17 protein-coding genes and 2 pseudogenes are annotated in these 25,794 nt (G+C 45.3%); 10 read left to right on the plus strand and 9 right to left on the minus strand.

Annotated features, from left to right (window positions below; all coding sequences use genetic code 11):
- Nucleotides 1-61: 61 nt before the first annotated feature.
- Entirely contained in the window at nt 62-190 is a 129-nt protein-coding gene (locus tag BJP37_RS43320; RefSeq protein ID WP_269086957.1) for a hypothetical protein, read from the plus strand.
- Here BJP37_RS43320 and grxC read toward each other — a convergent pair.
- Together grxC and iscB are read right to left on the minus strand one after the other, a co-directional pair.
- On the minus strand, nt 170-439 hold the full coding sequence (grxC, locus tag BJP37_RS06210; protein ID WP_075905809.1) for a glutaredoxin 3: 270 nt from the start codon (nt 437-439) through the stop codon (nt 170-172). The genes BJP37_RS43320 and grxC overlap by 21 nt on opposite strands.
- Nucleotides 440-509: 70 nt before the next feature.
- The gene (gene iscB / locus BJP37_RS06215; RefSeq protein WP_075897335.1) at nt 510-1,781 is read right to left on the minus strand and encodes an RNA-guided endonuclease IscB; all 1,272 of its coding nucleotides are present in this window, start codon (nt 1,779-1,781) and stop codon (nt 510-512) included.
- A 675-nt stretch (nt 1,782-2,456) separates the two neighbouring features.
- Between iscB and BJP37_RS38640 the strand changes: the two genes are divergently transcribed.
- Nucleotides 2,457-2,618 carry a hypothetical protein gene (locus tag BJP37_RS38640; RefSeq protein WP_158069455.1) on the plus strand — a complete coding sequence of 54 codons (162 nt, stop codon included), beginning with the start codon at nt 2,457-2,459 and terminating at the stop codon, nt 2,616-2,618.
- Between the two features lie 100 nt (nt 2,619-2,718).
- Here the strand turns inward: BJP37_RS38640 and BJP37_RS06220 are convergent, their stop codons facing one another.
- The gene (locus BJP37_RS06220) at nt 2,719-6,426 is read right to left on the minus strand and encodes an NB-ARC domain-containing protein (protein WP_229415220.1); all 3,708 of its coding nucleotides are present in this window, start codon (nt 6,424-6,426) and stop codon (nt 2,719-2,721) included.
- Between the two features lie 185 nt (nt 6,427-6,611).
- Here BJP37_RS06220 and BJP37_RS06225 point away from each other — a divergent pair, with 185 nt between their 5' ends.
- Nucleotides 6,612-6,824, plus strand: a complete 213-nt coding sequence (locus BJP37_RS06225; RefSeq protein WP_075897337.1) for a hypothetical protein — start codon at nt 6,612-6,614, stop codon at nt 6,822-6,824.
- Between the two features lie 724 nt (nt 6,825-7,548).
- Here BJP37_RS06225 and BJP37_RS06230 read toward each other — a convergent pair.
- A pseudogene (locus BJP37_RS06230) lies at nt 7,549-9,205 on the minus strand (IS1182 family transposase).
- 250 nt (nt 9,206-9,455) lie between these two features.
- On the opposite strand from BJP37_RS06230, the gene BJP37_RS06235 reads away from it, so the two are divergent.
- On the plus strand, nt 9,456-9,668 hold the full coding sequence (locus BJP37_RS06235; protein WP_075897293.1) for a helix-turn-helix domain-containing protein: 213 nt from the start codon (nt 9,456-9,458) through the stop codon (nt 9,666-9,668).
- Between the two features lie 126 nt (nt 9,669-9,794).
- On the opposite strand, the gene BJP37_RS40810 is transcribed toward BJP37_RS06235, so the two are convergent.
- Both BJP37_RS40810 and BJP37_RS06240 read right to left on the minus strand, forming a co-directional pair.
- Entirely contained in the window at nt 9,795-9,968 is a 174-nt protein-coding gene (locus tag BJP37_RS40810; RefSeq protein ID WP_198953968.1) for a hypothetical protein, read from the minus strand.
- Nucleotides 9,969-10,296: 328 nt separating this feature from the next.
- The gene (locus tag BJP37_RS06240; RefSeq protein WP_075905803.1) at nt 10,297-10,893 is read right to left on the minus strand and encodes a helix-turn-helix transcriptional regulator; all 597 of its coding nucleotides are present in this window, start codon (nt 10,891-10,893) and stop codon (nt 10,297-10,299) included.
- 498 nt (nt 10,894-11,391) lie between these two features.
- On the opposite strand from BJP37_RS06240, the gene BJP37_RS06245 reads away from it, so the two are divergent.
- The 4 genes from BJP37_RS06245 to BJP37_RS06260 all read left to right on the plus strand — a co-directional run bounded on the left by BJP37_RS06245 (nt 11,392) and on the right by BJP37_RS06260 (nt 16,573).
- Nucleotides 11,392-12,093: a hypothetical protein gene (locus tag BJP37_RS06245; RefSeq protein ID WP_075897295.1), complete on the plus strand. Its 702-nt coding sequence runs from the start codon at nt 11,392-11,394 to the stop codon at nt 12,091-12,093.
- On the plus strand, nt 12,090-13,004 hold the full coding sequence (locus tag BJP37_RS06250) for a DUF1822 family protein (protein ID WP_075897297.1): 915 nt from the start codon (nt 12,090-12,092) through the stop codon (nt 13,002-13,004). The genes BJP37_RS06245 and BJP37_RS06250 overlap by 4 nt, the downstream gene beginning before the upstream one ends.
- 137 nt (nt 13,005-13,141) lie before the next feature.
- A complete protein-coding gene (locus BJP37_RS06255) occupies nt 13,142-15,424 on the plus strand; it encodes a CHASE2 domain-containing protein (protein WP_075897299.1) in 2,283 nt (760 codons plus the stop codon).
- Nucleotides 15,425-15,895: 471 nt separating this feature from the next.
- A complete protein-coding gene (locus BJP37_RS06260; protein WP_075897339.1) occupies nt 15,896-16,573 on the plus strand; it encodes a hypothetical protein in 678 nt (225 codons plus the stop codon).
- A 232-nt stretch (nt 16,574-16,805) separates the two neighbouring features.
- Here the strand turns inward: BJP37_RS06260 and BJP37_RS44885 are convergent.
- A pseudogene (locus tag BJP37_RS44885) lies at nt 16,806-17,027 on the minus strand (DUF29 family protein); the annotation flags it as partial.
- 710 nt (nt 17,028-17,737) lie between these two features.
- On the opposite strand from BJP37_RS44885, the gene BJP37_RS06270 reads away from it, so the two are divergent.
- Complete coding sequence (locus tag BJP37_RS06270; protein ID WP_070391622.1) at nt 17,738-17,935, plus strand: helix-turn-helix transcriptional regulator; 198 nt, start codon at nt 17,738-17,740, stop codon at nt 17,933-17,935.
- Between the two features lie 457 nt (nt 17,936-18,392).
- On the opposite strand, the gene recQ is transcribed toward BJP37_RS06270, so the two are convergent.
- Nucleotides 18,393-20,522: a DNA helicase RecQ gene (gene recQ, locus BJP37_RS06275; RefSeq protein WP_075897343.1), complete on the minus strand. Its 2,130-nt coding sequence runs from the start codon at nt 20,520-20,522 to the stop codon at nt 18,393-18,395.
- 80 nt (nt 20,523-20,602) lie between these two features.
- On the minus strand, nt 20,603-23,725 hold the full coding sequence (locus tag BJP37_RS06280; RefSeq protein ID WP_075897345.1) for an NACHT domain-containing protein: 3,123 nt from the start codon (nt 23,723-23,725) through the stop codon (nt 20,603-20,605).
- Between the two features lie 1,157 nt (nt 23,726-24,882).
- Between BJP37_RS06280 and BJP37_RS06285 the strand changes: the two genes are divergently transcribed.
- The gene (locus BJP37_RS06285) at nt 24,883-25,170 is read left to right on the plus strand and encodes a hypothetical protein (protein ID WP_229415221.1); all 288 of its coding nucleotides are present in this window, start codon (nt 24,883-24,885) and stop codon (nt 25,168-25,170) included.
- The last annotated feature ends 624 nt before the right edge of the window (nt 25,171-25,794 follow it).

Genomic DNA, 25,794 nt, shown 5'->3' on the forward strand with positions numbered 1-25,794 from the left:
AAAGGGGGACTTTGAGTATGGCTCCCCCCTTTTTTAAGGGGGGCTGGGGGGGATCATAATCTTGCGGAAAACTTTGAAAACACTCCCTAGGGGGGCAAAATCATACCCAGAATCAGCAACGCCCTCTCTTCCCGATTCCCGATTCCCGATTCCCGATTCCCTACTCCCATTAGCTTGCTGCCTGAGTTAACAAAGACTCCAATTGTCCCTTACCGTCTAAATCATACAACTCATCGCAACCGCCAATGTGTTGGTTATTGATAAAAATTTGGGGTACCGTTCGGCCTCCGTTGGCTCGTTCCGCCATCTGGTTTCTGGCATTGTCGTCCCCATCGATTTTATACTCCGTGTAGTCAACCCCTTTCCACCATAGCAATAGCTTCGCTCGGATACAGAAGGGGCACGCTTGCCAGGTGTAAATTTCCACGTTGGCTTTCATCTGTCCGCCTCCCGGTCGTCTCCCGCTATAATCTTTGACGCACGCGGTGAGAGGAAAGGGAGGACAGGGTTTAGTTTGTATAGGCATAACCATCCTTCCTGTGAATAAATTGGCAATATTTGTGACTGATGCCCTGCACCAATCCTGATTTAGTTGATATGTTGAAAGACCCTGATTTTCTGGTAGCAACCCGTCCTACATAGGTACCGATCTTTTTGCCTTTGGTTACTACAGCACGAACTATATCGCCCGTTTGAAAGCCTTTGTGAAATTTTATTCTGGAGCAATGACGAATAGGGAATCCATACTTATTGGTTCTACAGAGCTGACGAGTACCGTGCCCCTTTGCGGTCATTATCAAAGGATGGGTTACTTCAATAATCAATGTTTCAACTTTTCCAACATTCGCCGCATCCAACCAATGAGTTTTAGGAAGACTTTGGCGGCACCTATTGAATTTAGTCAATCCGCCGCTGCCCACTTCAATAGGCAACCCGATTGATTTTAATTCGTGGTACAATTTCCAGCGGGTTGTATTAACAGAAGCCGCATCAGCGAGGGGGCGTTTAGCTTGATTCAGTATACGTTTCAATATGCTAGGCTTCTTGGATAAGAAAAGCTCAATATCTTGGTTAGATTTAGCTTGGTTACATGGGCGACAAGCGATCGCTAAATTAGAAACTCGATCGGAGCCACCTTTAGATTTAGGCTTGATATGCTCGATTTCTAACTGAGTACCTGTTGCCCCACAATAAGCACACTTGCGATTCCATTTTTCAAGTAAATATTCCCGAAGTTCATAGCCGTAAAGTGTACCCTGTTGGTACTCGATACCAGATATTTCAGGATTTTGCAGCTTTTGAGTGTCGAACCTAACCAATTCTTGGGAGATACCTGTAACAGGACATAATCGAGTTAGCTTTTTAACCCAAGTTAAAATATTTTGAACTCTAGACATCAGGCTAGGAGCTAACCAACCTTTTGGTCTAGTTCTATTAAGGAACCTGGGCTTGCGGTATCGAGTCTTACGATTGCGTCGGGAGCATCTTAACTGCCTGCGAGAGGTTAAAGCTTCTCGTATTTGAAAACCCCTATGGGTAAGTTCTGCTCCCCAGATTACCCGCTTTCCTTGGACAATGGCTAGACCGCTTGTTTTTGCACCAGGGTCTATTTTTAACTGATGTTCGTGAGTGATTGGTTCCTTTATTTCTTCCGTCAAAAATATAGTAAATGGGTAACGACGATAGACTTTGGCTTTGCCTGTTGAGAGTAAAATTCTCGCTCTCGCCGGTTTACATGGGTCTAAAGGTTGTCGATTTTTGTTAAGTACAAAGACACGCATAACTGTGTTTCCTCCTATCGCTAGGGTAAAGTTAGCTGAGTGCTTCGCACACGCTGCCGCGAACGTCAAAGTTATTTCTCGGTACTTTCCCAATCGCACTGGCTTAACTCAACTACACCTGTTTAACGGCTGGGTTCTAGAGCTGGGGACTAGCTACGCATCCCCAGGTAGGAACTTGAACACTCAGAAATAACGTAGTTTTTAGAAAACTTAGACTGGTCAACTATGAGCTTTTAACAAGCTCCCGCTATAGTCTGAAAAGACTTAGCGGTGAGTTATTGACCTGTTCTGGCTTGCGTCCTAGGATGGGATTGAGAAAATCCAGCATTGTTAGTTAATCCTATGGTGTTGAATCCTAGTTAAAGATATAGCATGTGTATAGGAATTCTTATAGCTATGACGTACACAGGTTATAAGTCTGAAGTCTGAAGTCTGAAGTGGGTAGTACTGTCGTAAAATCTAACACACGAGTACCCATTTACTGGAAACTAGTACTGATATATGATAAACGAGTACTGGTGTATAACAAACGGGTAACCTTTTATCACATACTAGTACTCATTTTCCTTAACGAGTACTGGTGTATAACAAACGGGTAGCCGTTTCTGGTTAATTAGTACTCATTTCTCACTAACAAGTACTTGTGTATTAAAAATCAGTACCGGTTTGTTCTTAATGAGTACCATTTTCTCACATGCCAGTAGCGATGCAGAGGTGCGACCCGTGGCGAATTTAATTCGCCAACGGAAAGCGCACCTAAGCGGTCTTGGGGGTTTCCCCCATGAGCGACTGCATCAAGAAATGGTTTGCAGTTTGATCGGTGCGATAGCACTATAGCGCTATGGGCAAGTCAGAAGTTGGAAGTCAGAAGTTAGAAGTCGGACCAAGCCCTTAATAAAAATCTCTCCATCTCCTCACACTTCCCACACTCTCCACTCTAGGGCCACCACCGACTCACATCCTTAATCGCTTCAACAATTGCAGCCAGAGCTTCCTTGCCTCCCAAAGAAATAATAGTTGGACTGAGATCAACCAAGTCTCTTAAGAATTGCTGGCGATCGCGACAAGCCAAGGTGTGAAGAAACTCTTGCCAAAGGGAAACGTCTTCTTGGAGGGACAAGTTGGGATTTTCGATTAGTCCACTGAAGGCTATGGCTCGGTGATATTCAGACTGAATTGCCTGTGCCATTTCTAGGACTTCTGGAAGTAGGCTTTCTGGGCAATGCGGTGCTAGTGTACTTAGGGGATAGGCTCGGCTTGACTCATCGGTAAGTTCCCGTGCCACTTCTAGGGCTTCTGGTAAGATTTGAGGGAAATGTGGTGTTAGTCCACTCAGGGCATCAGCTCGGTCTCTATCATTGGTAATGGCTCGTGCTACTTCTAGAGCTTGTGGGAGCAGGCTTTCCGGCAAATATTTTGCTAGTTCACTCAGGGCATTGGCTTTGTTAAACTCATAGGTAATAGCCTGTACCACTTCGAGGGCTTCTGGTAAGATTTCCGGCAACTGTGGTGCTAGTTCACTCAGGGCATAGGCTCGCTCTGATTCATCGGTAATAGCTCGTGCCGCTTCTAGGGCTTTTGGGAGCAAGCTTTCCGACAACTGTGGTGCTAGGTAACTCAGGGCATAGGCTCGCTCTGATTCATCGGTAATGGCTCGTGCCGCCTCTAGGGCTTCTGGTAAAATTTCCGGCAACTGTGGTGCTAGGTAACTCAGGGCATAGGCTCGGTCTCTATCATTGGTAATGGCCCGTGCTACTTCGAGGGCTTCTGGTAAAATTTCCGGCAACTGTGGTGCTAGGTAACTCAGGGCATAGACTCGGTCTCTATCATTGGTAATTGCCCGTGCTACTTCGAGGGCTTCTGGTAAAATTTCTGGCAACTGTGATGCTAGTCCACTCAGGGCATGAGCTCGGCTCCACTCATCGGTAATTGCCCTTGTCATATCTAGGGCTTCTGGGAGTAAGCTTTTCGGTAAATGTGGTGCTAGTTCTCTGAGGGCATCGGCTCGGCTAGACTGATCGGTGAGTGCCCGTGCCGCTTCCATAGCTTCTGGTAAGATTTGAGGCAACTGTGGTGCTAGTTTACTCAGGGTATAGGCTCGGTCTCTATCATTGGTAATGGCTCGCGCGGCTTCTAGGGCTTTTGGGAGCAAGCTTTCCGACAACTGTGGTACTAGTTCTCTCAGGGCATAGACTCGGTGAAACTCATCGGTAATGGCTCGTGCAGCTTCTAGGGCTTCTGGTAAGATTTCAGGCAACTGTGGTACTAGTTCTCTCAGGGCATTGGCTCGGTCTATATTATTGGTAATGGCTCTTGCGGCTTCTAGGGATTCTGGGAGTAGGTTTTCCGCCAAATGTGGTGCTAGTGCGCTCAGGGCATCGGCTCGGCTCGATTCAGCGGTAATGGCTCGTGCTGTTTCTAGGGCTTCTGAGAGTAGGCTTTCGGGCAAATATGGTGCTATTTCACTTAGAGCTCTGGCTCGGTGAAACTCATCGGTAATGGCCTGTGCGATTTTGAGGGCTTCTGGGAGTAGACTTTCGGGCAACTGTGGTGCTATTTCACTTAGAGCTCTGGCTCGGTGAAACCCATCGGTAATGGCCTGTGCGATTTTGAGGGCTTCTGAGAGTAATGTTTCCGGTAACTTTGGGGCTAGCTCTTCTAGTGCTGATGCTCGACGATTAGGATCTTGTATCTGTCGAACATAAGCCAAAGCCTGAACTGGAGTCCAGATCTTTTTCTCTACCAGGGCTGCCATCAACTCTCCTGGAATATGCTCTACCAAACTATTGATAGAAGACACCATCAAGGCATAACGGCACTGCAAACTAATGGCACGAGTTGGTGAAGAGGAAAAAGCGTCTTCTGCTAACTGCCAAGCCTTGGCTAGATCTTTGACAAAATTCGCTGGTTGACCGAGACTGTCACAGGTTTCATACCAACCATTGCCTCCAGCCTCTGTTTCCTCCTGCAACAGTTGGTGTACTTCCTCTACCCAACCGGCTTTTTCTAAATGCCAGGTCAGATAACTGTGACTATAGCCATCATCCGGTAGGGTGTGCCATAACCCGTTTTGGGTTTTTTGGCGATAGCGCTCTAGGAGTTGACCATGGGCTTGGGGCCAGGTTAATCCCAAACCCGGTAAGCTCACCTTTCCCCCTGTAGCTGCTTCAGCAGTTAGCAACCGACGGGCCATATCATGAACTAAGTCATGGAGCTGATAGGTGGCAGTGCCATTAGTGGATTTACCAGAGAGCAGTAGAGCTTTAGACTTAAAATACTGTAAAGTCCTTCTTGCTTCTCTTGGACTGACATCCCACAAGGTTGTGCCTAAAGCGGGAGTAATCGAGACATCTTCTGGCAAGACACCCAACCAGGCAAACTGCTGAAATTTTTCCGATGGTAGTCGCCGTAAACTGAGATTAAAGGATGCCACTAGGCTGTAGTGCTTGCGTCGCTTTTCCTCAACCTCTTGGGCACCGGGTAAATCTAAGGTTTCCAATTCCTGTTGCAGGTCAGTGAGTAACTCTTTCCAGGAAATACCATCCGCTACTTGTGCTGCCGCTAACTCCAGGGCTAGGGGTAAGTAGCCCACAGTTGTGGCTAGGGCTTGGGCTTGTTTGCGGTCTGACCCCGTAAGTTTAGAACCCCCATACTCTTCCAGTAAGGCTAAGGCTTGTGAGGGATTCATCACATCTAAATCATAGCGAGTCACTCCCACAATTTGAGCTTCACGAGTCGTCACTAAGACCCGGCACTTAGCACCACCAATCCGAAACGGTTCCACATGGTCTGGGTTCCAAAGGTCATCTACTACTAGCAAGGTAGCCTTGTCATAGAGCAAGGTTTGTAAATGTCTAGAAGCAGCATTAGTATTAGTCGGTTTGTAGTCATGGTCGCCCAGTGCTTGGATCCAACTAGTGAGAAAAGACAGCAAATCTGGCTGCTGACCCAAGGTTGCCCACAGAATACCATCGGGAAAATGACTTTGTACCTCTGGATCATGGGCAATAGCAGCAGCCAAGGTGGATTTACCAATACCGCCGAGACCATAAATGGCGCTAACCACCAGAGTGCCGGTCTTAGCTGTCTGCTCTGACAGTAAGGATTGCTTGAGGGATTGGCTTACCTCTGGGCGTTCGACAAAGTAAGTTGGTATGGATTTGACTTGGACAGGAGCCCCTGGCTTAAAACGACGAGCTTGGCTCCTTTTTGGCGTAGTAGCAGTTGCTTGTTCTTGCTGTTTGGATTTCTCTGGTCGTTTATTGTCCCACTGTTGATTAAATAGTTCTAAATTTGTAGCTAGGTCTGGGGCGTAGAGTGTCAGGGTGAAATGCCTTTCTTCCGTTCCTTTTTTCTTGACACGGTTGTCTTCTAAAATTCCTAAGAAGTCTTCCATCCGCTGCAAGGCTTCTACCACTTGAGACTTTTTCAGACTACCTGGATAGTTATCCTGCTTGGTGAGTGCGATTAAAAATTTCGTCTGAGTTCTGATTTTCAGTCTTGGATTAGTTGAGGTTTTATGTTCCCAAAGGAATCCAATATTTTTATCTCCCTCATTACCGATGTCTTGGGCAAAAGAGACTAATGCTTCAAATAGACGCAGTGCTCTGTTTTTAACAGTAGGACCGTAAGTACGTCTGGCCATGCTATTGGGGGATGGGCAAGCAAAAAAAACTTGAGGGTTAGGGTAGGTTTTCCCAAAATTGAAGAAGCTACCCTCAACTAGTTTAGCCTTGATATACCGTGGTTGTAGCTACCCTCAACTAGCTGTTGCTTTTGGACACCACCCCCAGGTCACCATGGATTCAGTTAGGAAATCGAAAAAATACCATGAATGACCTCAAAGAGCAAGTTGTTAATAATCAAGGAGTTGACACTATAGCATTAGTCGAACAACCACAGCCCCTAATGGACAATCCTGCACTCTGGCTCAAGAATGGGGACAGTCCAGCGGAAATGATTTTAGCGATCGCAGTGTTAGTGGGAGCATTGACTAGATTGATCCAGGTGGTGGGTCCTTGGTTTAAGAAGCAGGATGGGTGATCCCCCCTAACCCCCCTTAATAAGGGGGGAGCTATACTCAAAGTCCCCCTTTTTTAAGGGGGATTTAGGGGGATATTCTAGTTTGAAGACACGCCCTAAACCCAAAATGGGTAGTAATGATATCAAAGTCCCCCAGAATTGGGGGATTTAGGGGGCAAACAAGAAATAGGCAGTGTGGGTGATCCCCCCTAACCCCCCTTAATAAGGGGGGAGCTATACTCAAAGTCCCCCTTTTTTAAGGGGGATTTAGGGGGATATTCTAGTTTGAAGACACGCCCTAAACCCAAAATGGGTAGTAATGATATCAAAGTCCCCCAGAATTGGGGGATTTAGGGGGCAAACAAGAAATAGGCAGTGTGGGTGATCCCCCCTAACCCCCCTTAATAAGGGGGGAGCTATACTCAAAGTCCCCCTTTTTTAAGGGGGATTTAGGGGGATATTCGAGTTTGAAGACACGCCCTAAACCCAAAATGGGTAGTAATGATATCAAAGTCCCCCAGAATTGGGGGATTTAGGGGGCAAACAAGAAATAGGCAGTGTGGGTGATCCCCCCTAACCCCCCTTAATAAGGGGGGAGCTATACTCAAAGTCCCCCTTTTTTAAGGGGGATTTAGGGGGATATTCGAGTTTGAAGACACGCCCTAAACCCAAAATGGGTAGTAATGATATCAAAGTCCCCCAGAATTGATACCGCTGGCGAAATTAATATTTGTTTAGACATAGGTCAACCGGTCGGCCCAAGAGCAGCAAAACGAGAACATCGGGTAGCTGCAAATGGAACTCCCTGCCACCAATTAACCAAACGCACAATATTCATGGCACAAGCTGTGATGATGTGCTGCAAGTGGGTTTTAGTCAAACCGATATAGCGACATCGACGTAAGCCAAACGCTTTAATGCCCTGAGCTAACGTACCTTCAATACCTGCACGCTGAGCATAGCGATGCTGGAAATCCTCTGTGGTTTGGGTCTGGCGAGCCTGTTGCAGGGCATTATGTTGACGTTGAGGACGCAGGGTAATGGTGCGCCCTTGCTGTTTGGTGCGAGTACACAAGGGACGATGGGGACAAAGCTTACAAGTGGAGCTAGCAAAGCTTACTTTAATGATGTCATGACCACGACGGTCAGAACCAGGCTTCCAACTCATACAGGTCAGCCCCGTTGGGCACTTTGCCTGTTGCTCGTCCCAGTCAATCGTAAAGTTAGCAACATCAAAGCCAATACCAGCTAGAGAAGGCCAACTACTATCGGGTAAAACCGGAGCCAGCAACTCAATTCCAGCAGTATCTTGAGTGTTGACCATTTGCTCAGCACTCACATAGCCCGTATCGACAATATGAGTTTGAGGTAGCAGTTGACGCTGCTTAAGAGCTTGGTGAATCCGATCAGTTACCTGTACATCGGTGGTGGTGGCAACAGTAGTTTCCACATGGGTAATCAGGTGGGGGGCATTCTCACCACAGGTTTCGCTCAGATGCACCTTATAGCCCACCCATTGAGTTTCCCGTTTGCGACTGAATCGGGCTTCTACATCGTAGGGAGAGTGAATTAATTGAGCCGACGGGGGGCTATTGTTGGGTTGACGGAAGTGTACTTGTTGGTGTGCATCGATATGAAACTGCTGTACCCAAACCTGACGCAACACCTCAACCCCAGGCAACTGTACCAGCCAATCCGGGGCATCCTCATCATATACAGCAGCTAACAGCCTATAACCATCTTTACCAATCGTCTCCCCTAACTGCTGGCGCTCATCGGTAGCCTTGGGCATGTGATAGTCCTCAACCCGACTACCATAGCGCGAAAACCACTCTACCGGAACTTTTTCCTGAAGCCATTGCGGTACTGCTACTGCCAGACTATTGAGTGCTGCTCGTAAGGTCTCACCCACTACTTCTAGACGATGCATCACCCGAATTGCTGCTAACACATGAGTTGAGTCACTGCGTTGCACTCCACCCCCACTCAGCCATCCCCGCTCTTGACATCGTTCCAAGAGTCGCTCCAACAGTAACTCTTCCACCTGGGCTTTAACTAATCGACCTCGAAACTCGCTCAATACTGAGCTATCGATGCCGGGGTCTGCTAAGGGCAAGCTTAACGCATATTTCCAATCGATTCGTCCTCGCACCGCTTGGGCTGCTTGAGCATCGGTTAAGTCTTCGATGTACTGCATTACTGTAATCAGCGCTAACCTCCAAGCATCCCGATGCCGGTTGCCCTCGCTTTGATGGAAACAAGGCTCTGAACTGTTCATCCTTATATAAGAAACCCAATTCATCCCTGATACTCATGACTATACTCCCTTTGGGAAAAGCTGAGCGAGCAATAGTTACTGTCTCTTGGGGTATTGGTGCTATTGTCTCTACTCTAAAGCACATAGCGGGCAACTCCTCAGTTTGATAACTGATACAATTGTTTCAACTGTAACTCCCAAACCAACTACGAACAAAGGATCTTTTCCACATCTGCTCATCCTTTTGTAAACAAATATTAATTTCGCCAGCCGTATCAAAATTGGGGGGCTAGGGGGGCGAAATCTACTTAACTGCGTAAGTCCTACTCTAGTGAGATTAGCGGTAACATATAACTCAGTAAACTTAATTATGTTAACTTTTAAATAGGACAGTAATGACTACTTTAGGGGACAACCTTAAAAAAAGACGAGAATCCCTAAATATCACCCAGCGGGAAATCGCTCATGAATTGGGCGTAACCGTTACCACGGTGCAAAATTGGGAAGCGGGCAGGCATATCCCCAAACTCTACCCAAATCAGCTCAAGGTATTGTGTGACCTGCTGAAAGTTACCCTAGATCAATTGGCAAAGTGGGTAACTGATTGAACTGTTGGGATCCAGCTAAAAAAAAACGCCCCATATGGGGCGTAACCGTTTCCTATTAACCTGGGACAGTGTCCCAACAGTTAATCAAAAAACTAAAACAGGAGAGGATTATCGCCATTTTCTTGGCTACTTGTTACAGCGCCTGTGAACTAAACTTTTCGCAACAAAATCAGAAAAAATTTTTTGGGGCAAAATCTTTAGGGAATAGGGAGTAGGGAGTAGGGAGTAGGGAATCGGGAGTAGGGAGTAGGGAGTAGGGAGTAGGGAGTAGGGAGTAGGGAATCGGGAATCGGGAAACAATTTTGTTTAACCGATTACTATGACAACCGGAATCACCGTGTTTTTATATGATTTGTAAACATATGTATGGCAGTAATTGGCTTGCACACAAGAGGCAAAAGGCAAGATGGTAAAGAGATTTGGAGTGTTATTTGACAATGAAAAAATACCTCATTAGGTTTACATCTCATTTGGAAACCCTATAGCGCGATTGGCCGTTGGCCACGCTACGCGATGAAGCTTCGCTTCCGCTAAGAGCGAACGCACTAATAAAAAAAAATGCCCATGGGCAGGGCATTTTGTCACTTGTCACCAAGAATGTCTGTCTTCCAAATTGCTAATTATGCCCCTAAGCAGCCATTTCTTCCATCATCATTGCCATTTGCTGCTTGGCACGAATATTTTTCATGTGCTTCTTCACCGTATTGAGAGTAACAAACAGTTCCGTAGCAATCTCTTTGTAGGAGTAATTGACTCGACGCAGTAACCAGACTTCTGCCTCACGGGCAGTTAAGCCATATTTATGAACTTCAGCTAGGGCTATACTATGAATGGATTGACGTTGGTCTTCGAGGGTAACTAAAATATAAGGCTGCTCAGATATTCTCAGGTTGAGCCATCTAGCCCGAATCCGAAACGTTATGGAGTTACTCGTCGTAATCTCTGAATCTATAATTACAGATTGATGGGGATAGAATTCATCACTGTCTTTCAAGGCTTGGCAGACACGCCAGATTTCTTGAGGCACCACCTTAAGATGTTTGCTGTTCGGTGTAAGTTGCTCACAAAAAACACGAGCGGTTTCATTGGTATGAACCAACTCTCCTTGTGTATTCAGAATTAAAACACCGTCAATAAAACCTTCTAGTACTCCTTGCAGTAGACCATTGTCTAACTGTTGCACCTGAGGAGCGGATTTTTCTAGAGTGTTGGTGAGAGTATACATGGTCTGTTGACCCACTAACTGGATTTGATTTGAAATGTAATGGTGCTTTTGACCCATTAAGAATTAAATTCGCGTGATTGTCGCACCTGTTGAATCACACTTGGCTTAGTCATTTGTTACAGCACCTCTCAACCAAACTTTTCGCAAAAAATCGGACAAAAAATTTTTTTTGGGGTTTTTTGCGAAAAACCCCCCAATCACTCGTGTAAATACATACTGGGTGACTTTTGCCATTCCCCAACATTGATGCCTAAGATGTCTAGGGATGGTCAATACTGAGTCCAGTCTTCGGGCTGCCCTTTGTAGCGCTTTTCATGGGGAGTAGAGGTTAGTGGTTAGTGTAAGCATCTACCAAAAACAAACAAACTACTAACAACTAACGTGATCAGCGCTATCGATAGACTAATGCGTACTAAACGCGATTGACCGTAGGTCACGCTACGCGATGCTCCGTAGGAGCCGCTAAAAGCGATCGCATTTACAACAGGGACATTACCGATGAAAAATCTAGATCGAATACTCCGTCAGCTGATTGCTGAAGCATGTAATCATCCACCATTAAGTCTGGAACGTCGGCAAAAACTGAGCGAGATACATTTACTAGTGATGAAATCCGGCAAGCTCTGGAAAGAATATACCTCATATTATAATGATGCTCTCCAAGAGATGTGGGAATATTGCTGTGGGCATCCTGAAGAGTATGACCCGACTATCAAAGGTGTGATTACTTGGCTCGACGATGAACTAAAAAAGCGACTGAGACGATTTCGAGATGCTGGCTATAGGCAACAGAAGCGGCAAATTACTGGCCTAAGCACAGAGGAAGGTAAAACTATTGACCCTGTAGATAGGGTAGCAGCTGCTCCTGATCTACAGCCAGTTATGAAAATATGGCAAAAAACCTTGGATTGGGTTAAAAAAGACCCAGACGGAGTATTACGTCAGACTTGCTTTAGGAAACGCCCTGAGATTAATGCCCAAGTCCTAATCGAGCGGCGACTCCCTCCGGATCAGCCTTGGAAAACCATTGCAGCAGAATTTAAACTAACCCCACCAGAAGCTAAAGATTTGCCCAAATTCTATAACCGTAAATGCTTACCCCTGTTGCGAAAATTCGGTGTATGCGAGGGATATATAGAAGATTCAAAGACTGGTAGCTCGAAAAGCACCACAAAACCCCAACCTAGGAAAAAATCATGATACACAACGCCAACATGCTAGCAGATTGGTCAATCCCCATGCCGATTACCCAGTCCGCACTAGATATAGCCCAGCAGTTTGCTGACTACCAACCCAGCAAGCAAAAGGCTGAACAAGTCTATCTCAACACCCTGGCAGTGTGTGCGGTGAATAACTATTTACGGATCCTGGGTATTCCCACTGACCTAAGTGCGGGGGATAGCTGGAATTCAGTAGTGCGCTTGGCTGAAAATGTGGCTGACCTGAGGGTAACCGGTTTGGGGCGCTTGGAATGTCGGCCTGTCAAAACCGGTGATTTGACTTGTCCCATTCCCCAGGAGGTTAGATTTAACCGGATTGGCTATGTAGTCGTTGAGATTGATCAAGACCATACTGAAGCCACGCTGTTGGGATTTTCCCCAACCTCGGAAACCGGTGAATTAGTCATCCACCAATTGCGTACGCTAAAAGATTTACCAGCCTACCTCGATCAATTCCAACCGATGACACAACTAAGTCAATGGTTGGAGCATATCTTTGAAGCAGGTTGGCAGAGTTTGGAAAGCCTTTTAGGTAACCAAGGTCCTCAGCTAGCTTTCGCCTTTAGAACCAAGTCTGAGACCATTAAGCGATGTAAACAGATTGAATGGGGCAAACCTAATCAAGGGGTGGCTCTGGTTGTAGCACTGACCCCAGAATCCGAAACAACCCTGAATGTTCTGCTACAACTCAATCCCATCAATGGTCAAACCTATCTACCCCCCAATCTCCAGTTGCTCTTGCTAGATGAGGAGCAAGAAATGCTGATCAATGCCCAAGCCAGAAACGACGATCAAGCCATTCAATTGGATTTTACTTGCGAACCGGGAGACCGTTTCAGTGTCAAGGTTGCTCTGGATAATGCCAGTGTGATCGAAGAGTTTGTGATCTGAATTCCCAAATTCGCTGTTCCCAAATCCGCTGTTCCCTATTCAGTACGCGCTATAACTAGGAATAATATCAGACAAAATACTGATTTTTGACGGTTGACAGTCAACCGTCAACCGTCAACTGTTAAAAAACTAAGCCAATGGCAAAGCTAGTAACTCTTAAGCTGGATGGGGATTTTGAGGAAGGTTTTCGAGTCACTCTGGAAATTGGCTCAGAAGGCGAACGTCCCGAAACAGAACTTACTGGCAGATTGCCTGCAGCCCCTAACATCGTCACCCACTATCACGAATGGCGGTCAAGCTATCGCAGTCTGGGGAGCTCTTTGCGAGAAATTAAAATTAAACGAGTGGCAATCGGTGGTTCCATCAACAACCACAGTCAGGGATTATGCGATCGCTTAAATCGGTGGCTCAAGTCAGAGTTATTTAGTCCGCTGCGGGAAAAGTGGCTAGAGAAAGTGGGCATTACCGAAGAAGTCCGGGTGCTGATTCGTACTAAAAATCCCCAGCTCAGGCAGCTTCCTTGGCATCAGTGGGAATTTTTAGAGCGTTACCACCAAGCAGAAATTGCCCTAAGTACTCCAGAGTATCAACAACCAAGCAAATCGCACCACAGCCGTGATCGACACAACGTTAGAATTCTAGCAATTCTGGGCAATAGCGAAGGGATTAATATCCAACAAGACCGACAATTATTAGAGAATTTACCCTTTGCAGACATTACCTTTCTAGTAGAACCACCACGGCAGAAGCTCAACGAAACCCTGTGGGAGCAACCTTGGGATATTTTGTTTTTTGCAGGTCATAGTGAAACCGAGGCAGGAAGAGGTCGGATTCATATCAATCAGACCGATAGCTTAACCATTGACGAACTCAGAGAAGCCCTCAAAAAAGCCATAGAAAGGGGGTTGTCCCTAGCAATTTTTAATTCCTGTGATGGCTTAGGATTAGCCAATGAGCTAGAACAGCTGCACATTCCCCACATGATTATTATGCGGGAGCCCGTACCGGATCTCGTAGCACAGCAGTTTTTGCAATATTTTATCAAAGCCTTTGCTAGTGGTAAATCCTTGTATCTAGCAGTGCAAGAAGCCCGGAAAAAACTGCAAGGTTTGGAAGATCAATGTCCCTGTGCCAGTTGGTTGCCAGTGATTTGTCAAAATCCTGCGACCATACCCCCAACCTGGCAACAGTTGCGTGGCAATCACCAGCACCACCTGCTCCAATCGGCTCTGATCCTCAGTGTAGTTGTTACCATTTTAGTCATGGTGATCCGGCAGCTGGGAATACTTCAGCTTTGGGAACTAAAGGCATTTGACCAGCTGATGCGGCTGCGACCTAATCCAGGGGTAGACTCCCGTTTGCTGGTGGTTGAAGCCAAAGATGCCGAGATCAACCGCTATGGCTATCCCCTCCCAGATCAAACCCTAGCCGAAGTCCTAGACAAGCTAGAGTCTAATCAACCCCGAGTGATTGGCTTAGATATCTTTCGGGAACGTCCTAGAGAACCTGGTCATCAGGCATTGAGCCGTCAGTTACAGCAAAATCAGAAATTCATTGCCCTTTGTAGCGCTAGGGAAGCTAACGACCCCGAAAACTCAGGCATGGAACCTCCCTCTGGGGTGCGAGAATCCCGCCTTGGTTTTAGCAATATCATGGCTGACCCTGATGGCATTATCCGTAGGCATCTTGTATTTATGCATCCCTACCACGATGACCCCTGTGCCACCGACCACTCCTTCAGTGCTAGGGTCGCATTGCATTACTTAGCCCAAGACGGAATCAAAGCAAAAACCATTGCTATGAATAAAATACGCTTGGGTAAGACTGTCTTAAGAGAGTTGTCAGCTAATGCCGGGGGTTATCACAATCGTGATCATCGGGGGTTCCAGGTGTTACTCAATTACCGGAAAACTGTCGCTCGACGAGTCACTTTTACAGAGGTGCTAGAGGGTCAGGTCAAACCAGAGTGGGTCAAAGACAAAATTGTCCTGATCGGAATAACTGCAAGGATTGCCAAGGATTACCATTTTACCCCCTACAGTGCCCTGCAGTGGCCATACCAAGAAATGCCAGGGGTAATTCTTCAGGCCCAGATGGTCAGTCAGATGATCAGTGCTGGCCTCGGTGAGCGTCGATTATTATCGGTGTGGTCGCCCTGGGGAGACCTGTTCTGGGTTTGGGGTTGGTCAATCATTGGTGCTACCATTGCCTGGCGCTGTGGTCGAATGCTGTATTGGGGACTCGCTACCGTCACAGCGACAGGGGTTTTATATCTCCTATGTTTTGGTCTATTTACTCTAGGAGTATGGGTACCTCTGGTGCCATCAGCCTTAGCATTGGTAGCCACTAGTGGAATTGTGGTGGTTTATAGGACAACACTTGGAGCCATCACTCCGTCAGCTCTCGGACGAATTCTCTAGCATTTCCATTTGAGTTGGAAACAATAATTACAGTTTTTGACCTTAGCAAAAATCCCTATATACCTGATTATCTCTTGCTTCTTGCTTCTTGCCTCTTGCCTTTTCCTTAGGCGTTGCTGATTCTAGGTATGGTTTTGCCCCCCTAACCCCCCAATTTTGGGGGGAATAAGACGTTCAAAGTCCCCCAAAGTTGGGGGACCAACGGGGGCTTTAACATGCACCAGATGATTGCGCATTCATTCCTTAATTCAGCAACGCCTTTCCTTAAGGGTAATCGTTCACAACTCAAATGGATCCGGATCTGATCTCAAACACCAAGGAAACTAGAATAGCTAAGCAAATTTTGCTTCAAAAAAAAATTTTTCTGATCATCTGCGAAAAGTTGGCTTGAGAGGCGCTGTAACAAGTATCAATGAAAAAACGCCGCCTGAGCCGGTGTTTGATGAATTTCTAGAAAAGGTGTATTCTCAAATGAATAATTTGCTAAAGCAGCTTTGGACAACACTAGTTTCCTTCACTCTCAACATAAGACAGCGCTTGCAACAATTAGCAGCAACGATACTGAAGGGATTCGAGCAACCAAATCATAGTAATTCTCAGCCGATTGACCAGCAATCATCATCCCAAGACTCCCAACAACTATCACAATCATCACAACTACTGATAGTAATGAATTACACACCACCGAATGATGGAGACGGACCTCCCGGTGAAACCGGAGACGCCGGATCACTCTGGAAATTGTACCAGCTAATCGATGAAAATCCTGAGTTTAATAACCCACAACTGTTACCAATATCAACATCAATAAAAAGACAACTATCACAACTACAGATGCTAAATACTTTCACACCACCGAATGATGGAGACGGCCCCGTCGGTGACAGCAAAGACGCCGGATCATTCTGCCAAAATTACCAGGTAATCACAGATGAAAATCCTGAGTCTACTGACTCACAACCATCTAGTGTTACCAAGTCGCCTTCAGGTCAATCAACCTTGCCCTCTGACCCTGTCTCCCCCAAACCTGAGTCACAACAATTGTTGACCGCAATGAGTTTAAATCCATTCACAGATTACAATCCACCAAATGATGGCAAGGGACCCGTCGGTGACAGCAAAGATGCAGGGACCTCCTTGCGCAGATAGTAGTTACTGAGTTGAAGTATACCAGTTTTCAATTCCTAGGTTTTAAAAAATAGGGAGTAGCGACTACATCGCTGCTTCCTATTCCCTATTACCTATTGTCTATTGCCTATTCCCGATTCCCGATTCCCGATTCCCGATTCCCGATTCCCGATTCCCGATTCAACACTTCTGGAAAAAAACCAGCTTCCAAAACCTCCTCCTGATCAAAAGAACACTGAGAAGGAAAAGTACTCAACTTAATCCCAGTTTCCTGAGCTGCCTTAATTCGAGCTTTTTGATAACATTGCTCAAAGACCTCTGGCAAAAACGCTACGGTGCGCTTTCCAATGGGCGAGTAAATCGCCCTTGGGTCGCACCGCAAACTAGGACTATCTTCTAGCAGTTCTTCCAAAGCGATACGCTGTTCAGTGATAGTATTGATGCAACTATCGCTCCTTTTCCCTGGTTGATACATCCACTTGATTGACACTCCCCGCCCTGGAAGGACGGGGATTCTTGCTTCTACGAGGTGACTTGTTTAACCAGGCCGGAGCCAGAAAAAATAGAGGTCTCCTCTTCACAAGCGTACTTGGTCTATGACCCAGGTTTCGGTGTGCCCCACCGTACCTAAACTAATTAACAAATTAAGATAAACATTTTTTTTAGGGATCTTAGACTTTCATAGACTTCCAAATCGTTAGACTTGATTGTGCAACCTGCTTATCTCAAAACAGGTTTTTTACACTGTCTACTTATTCTGTGATCATGTTCATCTAGGATACTATTTTTTTGGTTATGTCTTTATATTAACACAAAGCCATCCTGGAAGGACGGGGCTAATGACCCAGATTTTTGGGAATGACCCAGATTTTTTGGTAAGAGCGGGGATTTTGATTTTTTGGTAATCCCAATTCTTAAGCCACTAAACAATAATATCATCTCCCTATCTCCCTATCTCCCTATCTCCCTATCTCCCTATCTCCCTATCTCCCCATCTTCCCACACTTCCCACACTTCCCACACTTCCCACACTTCCCACACTTCCCACCTACATTGATGATCCTAATTTAAACCATTGGGATTAATTTAGTTGGCGTGTTGCACAAAAGTATATTATATAATATAAACTATAAATAGTCAAATAAATTTAGGTAAACTACTGCTACAAGACAACCGGAGAAGGTAATGTCCCTAGGAAAAAAACTACGAGAACGCCGTGAAAGTCTAGGTTTAACCCGCATACAAGTTGCCAGAGCCTGTGATGTGGTAGAGTCTACAGTGATTAACTGGGAGGCGGATCGGCACAAGCCTAAGCTCTATCCAGAACAGACCAAAGCCTTGTGTGATATTCTAGACTTCAAAATTGAGGATCTGATCCAGTAACTTTTAGGGTATACCCAAAGCACAGGATGGCATTGTGCGATCATTTCATAATCATCTCTAGTGCTGCGGATAGCAATAACTATAGCAATTATTATTTTGGTGAGCTACAAAGCTTATCCTTTTAAGGCAATAGCCATGCATGCAATATTTAAGATCGTTTTAACGGAATCAGATCCCCCCCTTGATCAGGGGCTCACAGGGGTAGGTTTTTTACATTTGGGTCCTGCCCCACCCCCAATCCCCGACCGGTCGGGGGCGGATCACAGGGAGAGGAAAAGGAAAACAACGAAGAAGCGATGCATCGCTTTCTTATCCCCTACACCCTACACCCGGTCCCCCTACACCCCACACCTCACGTCTTTGTTAAAAACCTACCCTTATGAGTTGATCAGGGGGGTTAGGAGGGATCACTAGTCAAAGAAGACTAAACCCTCGTAAGTGGGAGAAATGCTATATATCAATTATCCTGCCGTCGCCACCAAGCACGGACTAGTTTAATGTCTTCGTAGGAGTAACGTTCTCCTAAGTATTCCCGTAATTTTCTCAGATACTGATCACCCACTTTTTCAATTGCTTTGATAATTGGCTCATGGTGTTCCAATGGTACCAGTCGTTTTAAATCCACTGGCTGATTCATTTCAATTAATTGGCTCAAATGATCTATTATAGTGCTGGTAGTATACCCTCGTTGTTTAGCAATTTCCTCTACACTTAACCCTTGTTGATAGAATTGCAGCGTTTTCATATAAGTACTGGAGGGCAGGGGTTCTGGTAGTTTTTGCTCTTGACAAAATGCCCGAATTTCTGAAATAAATTGCTCGCCATACTGGGTGACTTTATACTGAGTCACACCGGAAAGTTTGGCAAATTGCTCTAAGGTTTTGGGTTTCATCTGTGCCATTAGTTTCAGTGTGGAATCGGCAAACACTACATAGGGCGGAATCGATTGCCGGTCAGCTAGCTGTTTCCTTAGTTTCCGCAGTTTCTCTAGCAGAAGCTCCGCTTCAACTGCTCTAGGGTTAATTTCTCCTAAGGCTTTTTCTACAGATGACTGGGAAATGGGAACATAAACAGAACGTTGTTTGCGCAGGATTTCCCAACTTAGTTTATTGAGCTTCAGCACAGAGTAGCCATCGGTGGTTTGGTCTACTAATCCCTGGTGCAAAAGCGATCGCACTAGAATTTTCCAAGCTTCTACAGTTCTATCCTTACCAATACCATAAGTAGAGAGTAAGTGATGGCCATATTGCTCAATTTTCTTACTTTTTGAGCCCCGCAACACTTGAATAATGTGGTTCATGCCAAACCGTTCCCGACACCGGGCTACACAAGAGAGGAATTTTTGAGCTTCAATAGTCCAATCTTCTAGTGGCTTAGGATAGCAACAGTTATCACATTTCTCACAATTCCCTGGAAACCGCTCACCAAAGTAGCCCAGCAAAATCCGGCGGCGACAATCTGTGCCTTCTGCGTAGTCAACAATCTGATTTAACTGTTGATAGGCAATCCGTTGTTCCTTGGGATCGGGCTTTTGATCAATCAGATAATGAAGTTTGGAGATATCACTAGCGCTGAATAAAACCGTACATGTGGCTGGTTCCCCATCCCGTCCTGCTCGTCCCGATTCCTGGTAATAACTTTCCAGGTTACGAGGTAAATCGTAGTGAATCACAAACCGTACATCGGGCTTATTAATTCCCATGCCAAAGGCTACGGTAGCTACGATTACCCGCACATCATCCCGGATAAACCGATTTTGATTGGTTGCCCTAGCCTTATCCGTCATTCCGCCATGGTAAGGTAGGGCAGAAATGCCATCATTCTCTAACCGGAAAGCTACTTCCTCTACAGAACGGCGGCTCGTACAGTAGACAATACCGGAACCTTGGTGAGAACGGATGTGTTGTAATAACTGTTTATAGCTTTGCCGTTGTTTTGGTTGAACGTCGTAGTAAAGGTTAGGACGGTTGAAACTAGCGATGTGAACCTTGGGCTGTCGCAATGCTAGTTGTTGGATAATGTCCTGTTGGACTCGATTGGTAGCAGTAGCGGTCAGGGCCAGCACTGAGCTATGGGGATAGCGGTGACGTAATAGTTTTAGTTGCCGGTATTCTGGGCGGAAATCATGTCCCCATTGTGAGACACAGTGCGCTTCATCAATGGCAAAGGTGGGAATACCGATTTGCGATCGCACTCTATCCAAAAATGGGATAAACTGTTCTGCTAGTAACCGTTCTGGTGATACGTAGAGTAATTTTATCTTACCCTCAAGGATAGCAGCTTCCCGCGATCGCATTTGTTGGAAGCTCAACGTACTATTGATAAAGGTAGCCCCAATGCCATTATCTTCCAAAGACGTCACTTGGTCTTGCATCAAGGAAATCAGAGGAGATACCACAACCGTTAAGCCCGGTTTCAGTAGCGCTGGCAGTTGATAACACAAGGATTTACCACCCCCAGTGGGCATGATAATCAGTAAATCCTGATTTTGCAGCGCTTCTTCAATAATCTGTCGCTGTCCTAAACGGAAACAGTCGTGGCCAAAGAAATGTTTAAGGGCATGTTCCAGGGATGGCGACTGTTCCATGGTCGTGAGGGGATTGCGATCGCTTCAGTATTGGGGATAAGATTAATAACCTTAAAAACTATAACATAGAAGGCTATTCTCTATTCCTCACCTACAACTAAATCCCACAGGGCATCAATACCTCTGCCTACATAGTCGCAATCCTGGTGTTGTTCAATCCATTTAATCACAACAGGGAGAACATGATTCGATGGTTTGCCCAATTGGCCCAAGGCATAAGCTGTTTCCCTACGCACAAAAAGATGTTCATCCTGAAGCCTTGGTAAGAGGGCGTTGACTACCGTTTCTGAGCTGTTGCCCAAATTACCCAAGGCTATGGCTGCCCAGCGACGTACACTAGAATCATCATCTTGAAGCTGTGCTATAAGGGCGTTGACTACGGTTTCTGAGCTATTGCCCAAATTGCCCAAGGCTATGGCTGCCCACCCACGTACATGATAATTGTGATCCTGAAGCTGTGCTAGAAGGGCGTTGACTAAAGTTTCTGAACTGTTGCCCAAACTACACAAGGCTATGGCTGCCCCCGAACGCACACGAGAATTATCATCCTGAAGCTGTGCTAGGAGGGCATTTACTACGGTTTCTGAACTGTTGCCCAATTTGCCTAAACCATAGCCTGCCCCCGAACGCACACCAGCATCGGGATCCTGAAGCTTTGCTAAAAGGGCGCTGACTACAGTTTCTGAGCTGTTGTCCGAATTGCCCAAGGCCACGGCTGCTCTGCCACGCACACCAGCATCGGGATCCTGAAGCTTTGCTAGGAGGGACTTGACTACGGTTTTTGAGCTATTGCCCAATTTGCCCAAAGCTATGGCTGCCCTCCAACGCACATCAGAATTCTGATCCTGAAACCTTGCTAAGAGGGCGTTGATTACAGTTTCTGAGCTATTGCCCAATTCGCCCAAGGCATCGGCTGCATTCCTACGCACATCAGAATTATCATCCTTTAGTCGTGCCAGCAATGTTGTAATTACCTGATCCTTTTCCCCTAACTCAGCCCGATAGTTAAGCAATCGCCACTCATCAATTCGATGGGATTGCTGTTCTAACAATTCCAATACCTGTGATTTAAAATCTGTTTCATAGAAACTACAAATTATCTGAAAAATCTGCTCGCGAATCTTCTCACCAACCCGATCCTCACCACTGACTTCTAACTCAACCAACCGCTCCAAAATCTCTTGCACTAAGCTCCTATCAGCACCACGCAAATTCTTCGGGTCTTCTGCCAAACAACTACCAGCAAACAACAAATCCCGATGCAACCACTGCTCGTAGTTACTCTTATTAGTCAAAACTGTCCGAATCGCCCTCGCCGCCTTTTTCGGTTTTTGTTGCGCTATCAGCAATAGTAACACCTCGCGCCAGTGGGAGTCATGCAAATGCTCCCGAATCTGACTCAAAACAATCTCAAAATCCCCCTCATTATCCGCCTGATAGTCAATCTCTTCAGCACACAAATATTCCTGAAACGTCTTATGAACAAACCCATAACAATTTTGCCCTTGCTCATTCAACAAACCAGTGCGATCGCGAATCAAGGTTACAAATGCTTCTGCTTCTTCTTTAGCTTGATATAACTGCACCTGCTTCAAGGTTTTAATCTGCTGACTCAACTGATCAATCAACTCATCCCGGTCTATCAACGTACCACTGTCGTTATCTTCAACATTTACCTGGGTATGAATCCAATACGCCAACAATTCCATCAATCGGCGCAAATCATATAAATCTAGATACTTAAATATTCCATGACTGCTGATTTCTTTGTTAGCATCCCAAGACGTTAACAAAGTCTTGACAGCACAATTATAAAGCTCAAACCGTTCTTTCGGCAATACCGCTTGATAGCGATGAATCAATGCAATGATTGTCAACAATAACGGATTTCGTGCCAATAGCTTAATCCTGTCATTATCATCTAGTGCTTTTCGTAAACTCTGCTTGCGCCTTTCAGCTTCTGCTTGGTCTTGAAACCTGCTGTTATACCAGTTATCAATAAAATTTGAAATCTTCTGATCATCAAACGGTTCAATTTGATAGTGGGGAAATTCCTCAGTGCGGAAAAAGTCGCGCCGATAGCCAGCCGGTCTAGATGTAATAATAGCGCGATTTCTGTCAAACTGTCCCAAAAAATTCTCGATGCGCCTGACTACATCATTCCGTTTAGCGTCTTCTGCGACTTCATCCAAACCATCTAGCAATATCAACGCCCTACCATCAGACAACCAATGCTCAAAAAATCCCACTGGTAAGGGTTTGACTGCCATGGTGTTTTCTGCAAATATCCGAGCATAGTCGATCAGGCTTTTATCGAGATGTCTAGCAAAGTCTCGCATCCTGATTAAAATCGGTAGCCAGTCAGTATCACCATCTAATCCTAAAATGTCAGGATTTTGCTGAGCTAACATTACCGCAAAATAGCTCATCAATGTGGTTTTACCAGAGCCTGGGGCACCCAAGATTACCACTCGTCTCCACTGACTTTGGCTCAATAACTGCTGAGCCAAGAATTTCCGGCCAGTTGTCTTTGCCAATAGTGCTGTTTCTGACATTTCCCCACTACCGGCTGCTAACCAATCCCTTTCCCAAGCGCCAGCAGTTGATAGGTCTTCCACCACATCTGGCATTACAAAAATTTGGGCTAACTTCTCGGATTGTTCTACTTCTTGCCCAGGCACAGCAATGCCAGCAAATTTAACATCATCAAACCAGTTAGCTAGCTGGTCACAATAATCCTGTTTAGCTACCTGAAATTTTAGATAAGTATCCGTCTGCTGAAAATAAGCATTAATAAATTTCTCTATCCAAGGCTTAATACTATCTTGATTCAGTTTAATGTCATTGGCTTCAGCTTGCTGTTGAAATACCGTGATTAAAATCTCTCGATCAGGCTTCCCTTGATTAAGTAACGGTTTCTGTAATTCCGCCACAACAGCCGAATTAGTAAAATAATCCCCCAAAAACCGATTAACTCCATTCCAGCCATCCGGTCTAGCGCGAAAAAATAAGCGCTGGCTCGGATCCCGTTGTTTTTCCCATTCTTTTACTGCCGCTTCTCCCGCTTTGATTGCCTTCTCTACATCGCTTTTACTCAGAGCTTGACTTAAGCTATCCCATCCTTGTCCCGAAACAATCTCCAATAACGATTCCCCTATTTTCGGGATTGCCCAACCGGCTAATACTGACAAGGGTTCTATCATTGATCTCTAGTTATCGTTAATTATATTAATTATAGCAATTTAGTGAATCGGGAATCGGGAATCGGGAATCGGGAATCGGTTTTTTTGCGTGGGTTTGGATCCCCCGTTTCCCTTAATAAGGGGGAGTTTCCAGATAGTTTTATGGGCTCCCCTTAGGAAGCATTGAGTAGGGATTAGGGAGCAGGTAGTCGGGTTTTTTGCGTGGGTTTGGATCCCCCATTATCCCCCTTAATAAGGGGGACTTTCCAGATAGATTTCCAGGCTCCCCTTAGGAAGCATTGAGTAGGGATTAGGGAGCAGGTAGTCGGGTTTTTTGCGTGGGTTTGGATCCCCCATTATCCCCCTTAATAAGGGGGACTTTTCAGATAGATTTCCGGGCTCCCCCCTTAGCTAAGGGGGGCTGGGGGGGATCAATCTAGTAAATGCGAGAGAAAGTTCGATACTCTGAAATATCTCCTACTCGAACACATAATTATTCTATCAAATTAAAGGCTATCCCAGAATTAAACTCTCAACTTAAATGCTATCCCAGTATTACGGTATTAATTTAATAAACTTAATGATCTCAACTAACAGATAAGTGATGGCATGGCAGCTACACTATACTTTTAAAGCTAAGATAATTTATTGGTAATTATGTTCGATTAGTTTAACTATAGCAATTTAGGGAGTCGGGTTTTTTGCGTGGATTTGGATCCCCCATTATCCCCCTTAATAAGGGGGACTTTTCAGATAGATTTCCAGGCTCCCCCCTTAGCTAAGGGGGGCTGGGGGGGATCAATCTAGTAAATGCGAGAGAAAGTTCGATACTCTGAAATATCTCCTACTCGAACACATAATTATTCTATCAAATTAAAGGCTATCCCAGAATTAAACTCTAACTCAACTACTATACCATAATTACCGTATTAATTTAAAAAAATATGATGTTGACTAAGTAATAAATGATGCTTAAACAGCTTATTATAAGTTTAAAACTAATAAATTAATCGAATATGACGCTACGCGATTGGCCGTAGGCCACGCTAAAAGCGATTGACCTTTGGTCACGCTACGCGATCGCTTTTTTTTTTAATAATCCTAAAAATATCAAAAACTAATTACAAAAAAACTTAAAAAATACTTGACAAAACAAAGAATCAAAGATTAACATAAAAATGTTCCAAAAAACAACAGCAAAAAACATTATGGACATCGAAAACTTTCTCCCAACTTTTGAGTATAATCCCAACAATCCTCATCTCCCTGAATTATCTGGTCAAGCCCAGCCAGGACGGAAAGAAATCAAACATATATTGATCGGTTCTCCCAAAACTGTGCGGGTCACAATCTATAATCTTTATAGCCGTGGCTACGCACAAGTTCATGAGTGGAGCACTCCTCAACCTATCGGAAATTCTGGTGAGGTGATCAGTATATTGATTCGACATCTGTTGGTAGATTAAGATAGCAACTTGCCGGGGATTCCAATCCCTGTCTTGATGCAGTCGCTCATGGGGGAAACCCCCAAGACCGCGCTGCATCGCTGGCGACAGGTCAAAACTCAGGAGAAAGTACGACGTCTAAAATCTAAAACCTAAGTTGGTATGTTGTTGATTTGGTGAACAGATAGTCAAGAATCCTAGGGCTTCTTGATTATTAAAAGAAATAATTCGGTCAAGCATTGGAATTAACCAGGACTTGACCGAATTTTTTTTTGTTGAGGGAACAGGGAACAGGGAACAGGGAATCGGGAATCGGGAATCGGGAATCGGGAATCGGGAATCGGGAATCGGGAGATTTTATATATCTGAGTGCGTAAGTCCTGTCATTCTCAAATCAAGACTTAATTGCGACAGTGCAATAGTTTTTTTAAAGTTTCCACGCTTAACACCCTTATCACCCCTTGTGATAGTGCAATAGTTTTTTCTAACCACCCTTACCACACTTACTGCACCTTGCGACAGTGCAATAGTTTTTTTGACCTCCCATACCCCCCACACCTCCCCTAGCATCTTTTCAAAAATCGTGTTAATATAACAATATCGTTAAAGCAATGGTTTTACCGCCATGATGATTTCTACCGCACA

This window comes from Moorena bouillonii PNG, assembly GCF_001942495.1.
GTDB classification, from domain to species: domain Bacteria; phylum Cyanobacteriota; class Cyanobacteriia; order Cyanobacteriales; family Coleofasciculaceae; genus Moorena; species Moorena bouillonii.

Excerpts from the sequence above, each read along its gene's own strand:
- grxC (WP_075905809.1), bottom strand. The coding sequence starts at position 439 with ATGAAAGCCAACGTGGAAATTTACACCTGGCAAGCGTGCCCCTTCTGT.
- iscB (WP_075897335.1), bottom strand. The coding sequence starts at position 1,781 with ATGCGTGTCTTTGTACTTAACAAAAATCGACAACCTTTAGACCCATGT.
- BJP37_RS38640 (WP_158069455.1), top strand. The coding sequence starts at position 2,457 with ATGAGTACCATTTTCTCACATGCCAGTAGCGATGCAGAGGTGCGACCC.
- BJP37_RS06220 (WP_229415220.1), bottom strand. The coding sequence starts at position 6,426 with ATGGCCAGACGTACTTACGGTCCTACTGTTAAAAACAGAGCACTGCGT.
- BJP37_RS06225 (WP_075897337.1), top strand. The coding sequence starts at position 6,612 with ATGAATGACCTCAAAGAGCAAGTTGTTAATAATCAAGGAGTTGACACT.
- BJP37_RS06235 (WP_075897293.1), top strand. The coding sequence starts at position 9,456 with ATGACTACTTTAGGGGACAACCTTAAAAAAAGACGAGAATCCCTAAAT.
- BJP37_RS06240 (WP_075905803.1), bottom strand. The coding sequence starts at position 10,893 with ATGTATACTCTCACCAACACTCTAGAAAAATCCGCTCCTCAGGTGCAA.
- BJP37_RS06245 (WP_075897295.1), top strand. The coding sequence starts at position 11,392 with ATGAAAAATCTAGATCGAATACTCCGTCAGCTGATTGCTGAAGCATGT.
- BJP37_RS06250 (WP_075897297.1), top strand. The coding sequence starts at position 12,090 with ATGATACACAACGCCAACATGCTAGCAGATTGGTCAATCCCCATGCCG.
- BJP37_RS06255 (WP_075897299.1), top strand. The coding sequence starts at position 13,142 with ATGGCAAAGCTAGTAACTCTTAAGCTGGATGGGGATTTTGAGGAAGGT.
- BJP37_RS06260 (WP_075897339.1), top strand. The coding sequence starts at position 15,896 with ATGAATAATTTGCTAAAGCAGCTTTGGACAACACTAGTTTCCTTCACT.
- BJP37_RS06270 (WP_070391622.1), top strand. The coding sequence starts at position 17,738 with ATGTCCCTAGGAAAAAAACTACGAGAACGCCGTGAAAGTCTAGGTTTA.
- recQ (WP_075897343.1), bottom strand. The coding sequence starts at position 20,522 with ATGGAACAGTCGCCATCCCTGGAACATGCCCTTAAACATTTCTTTGGC.
- BJP37_RS06280 (WP_075897345.1), bottom strand. The coding sequence starts at position 23,725 with ATGATAGAACCCTTGTCAGTATTAGCCGGTTGGGCAATCCCGAAAATA.
- BJP37_RS06285 (WP_229415221.1), top strand. The coding sequence starts at position 24,883 with ATGTTCCAAAAAACAACAGCAAAAAACATTATGGACATCGAAAACTTT.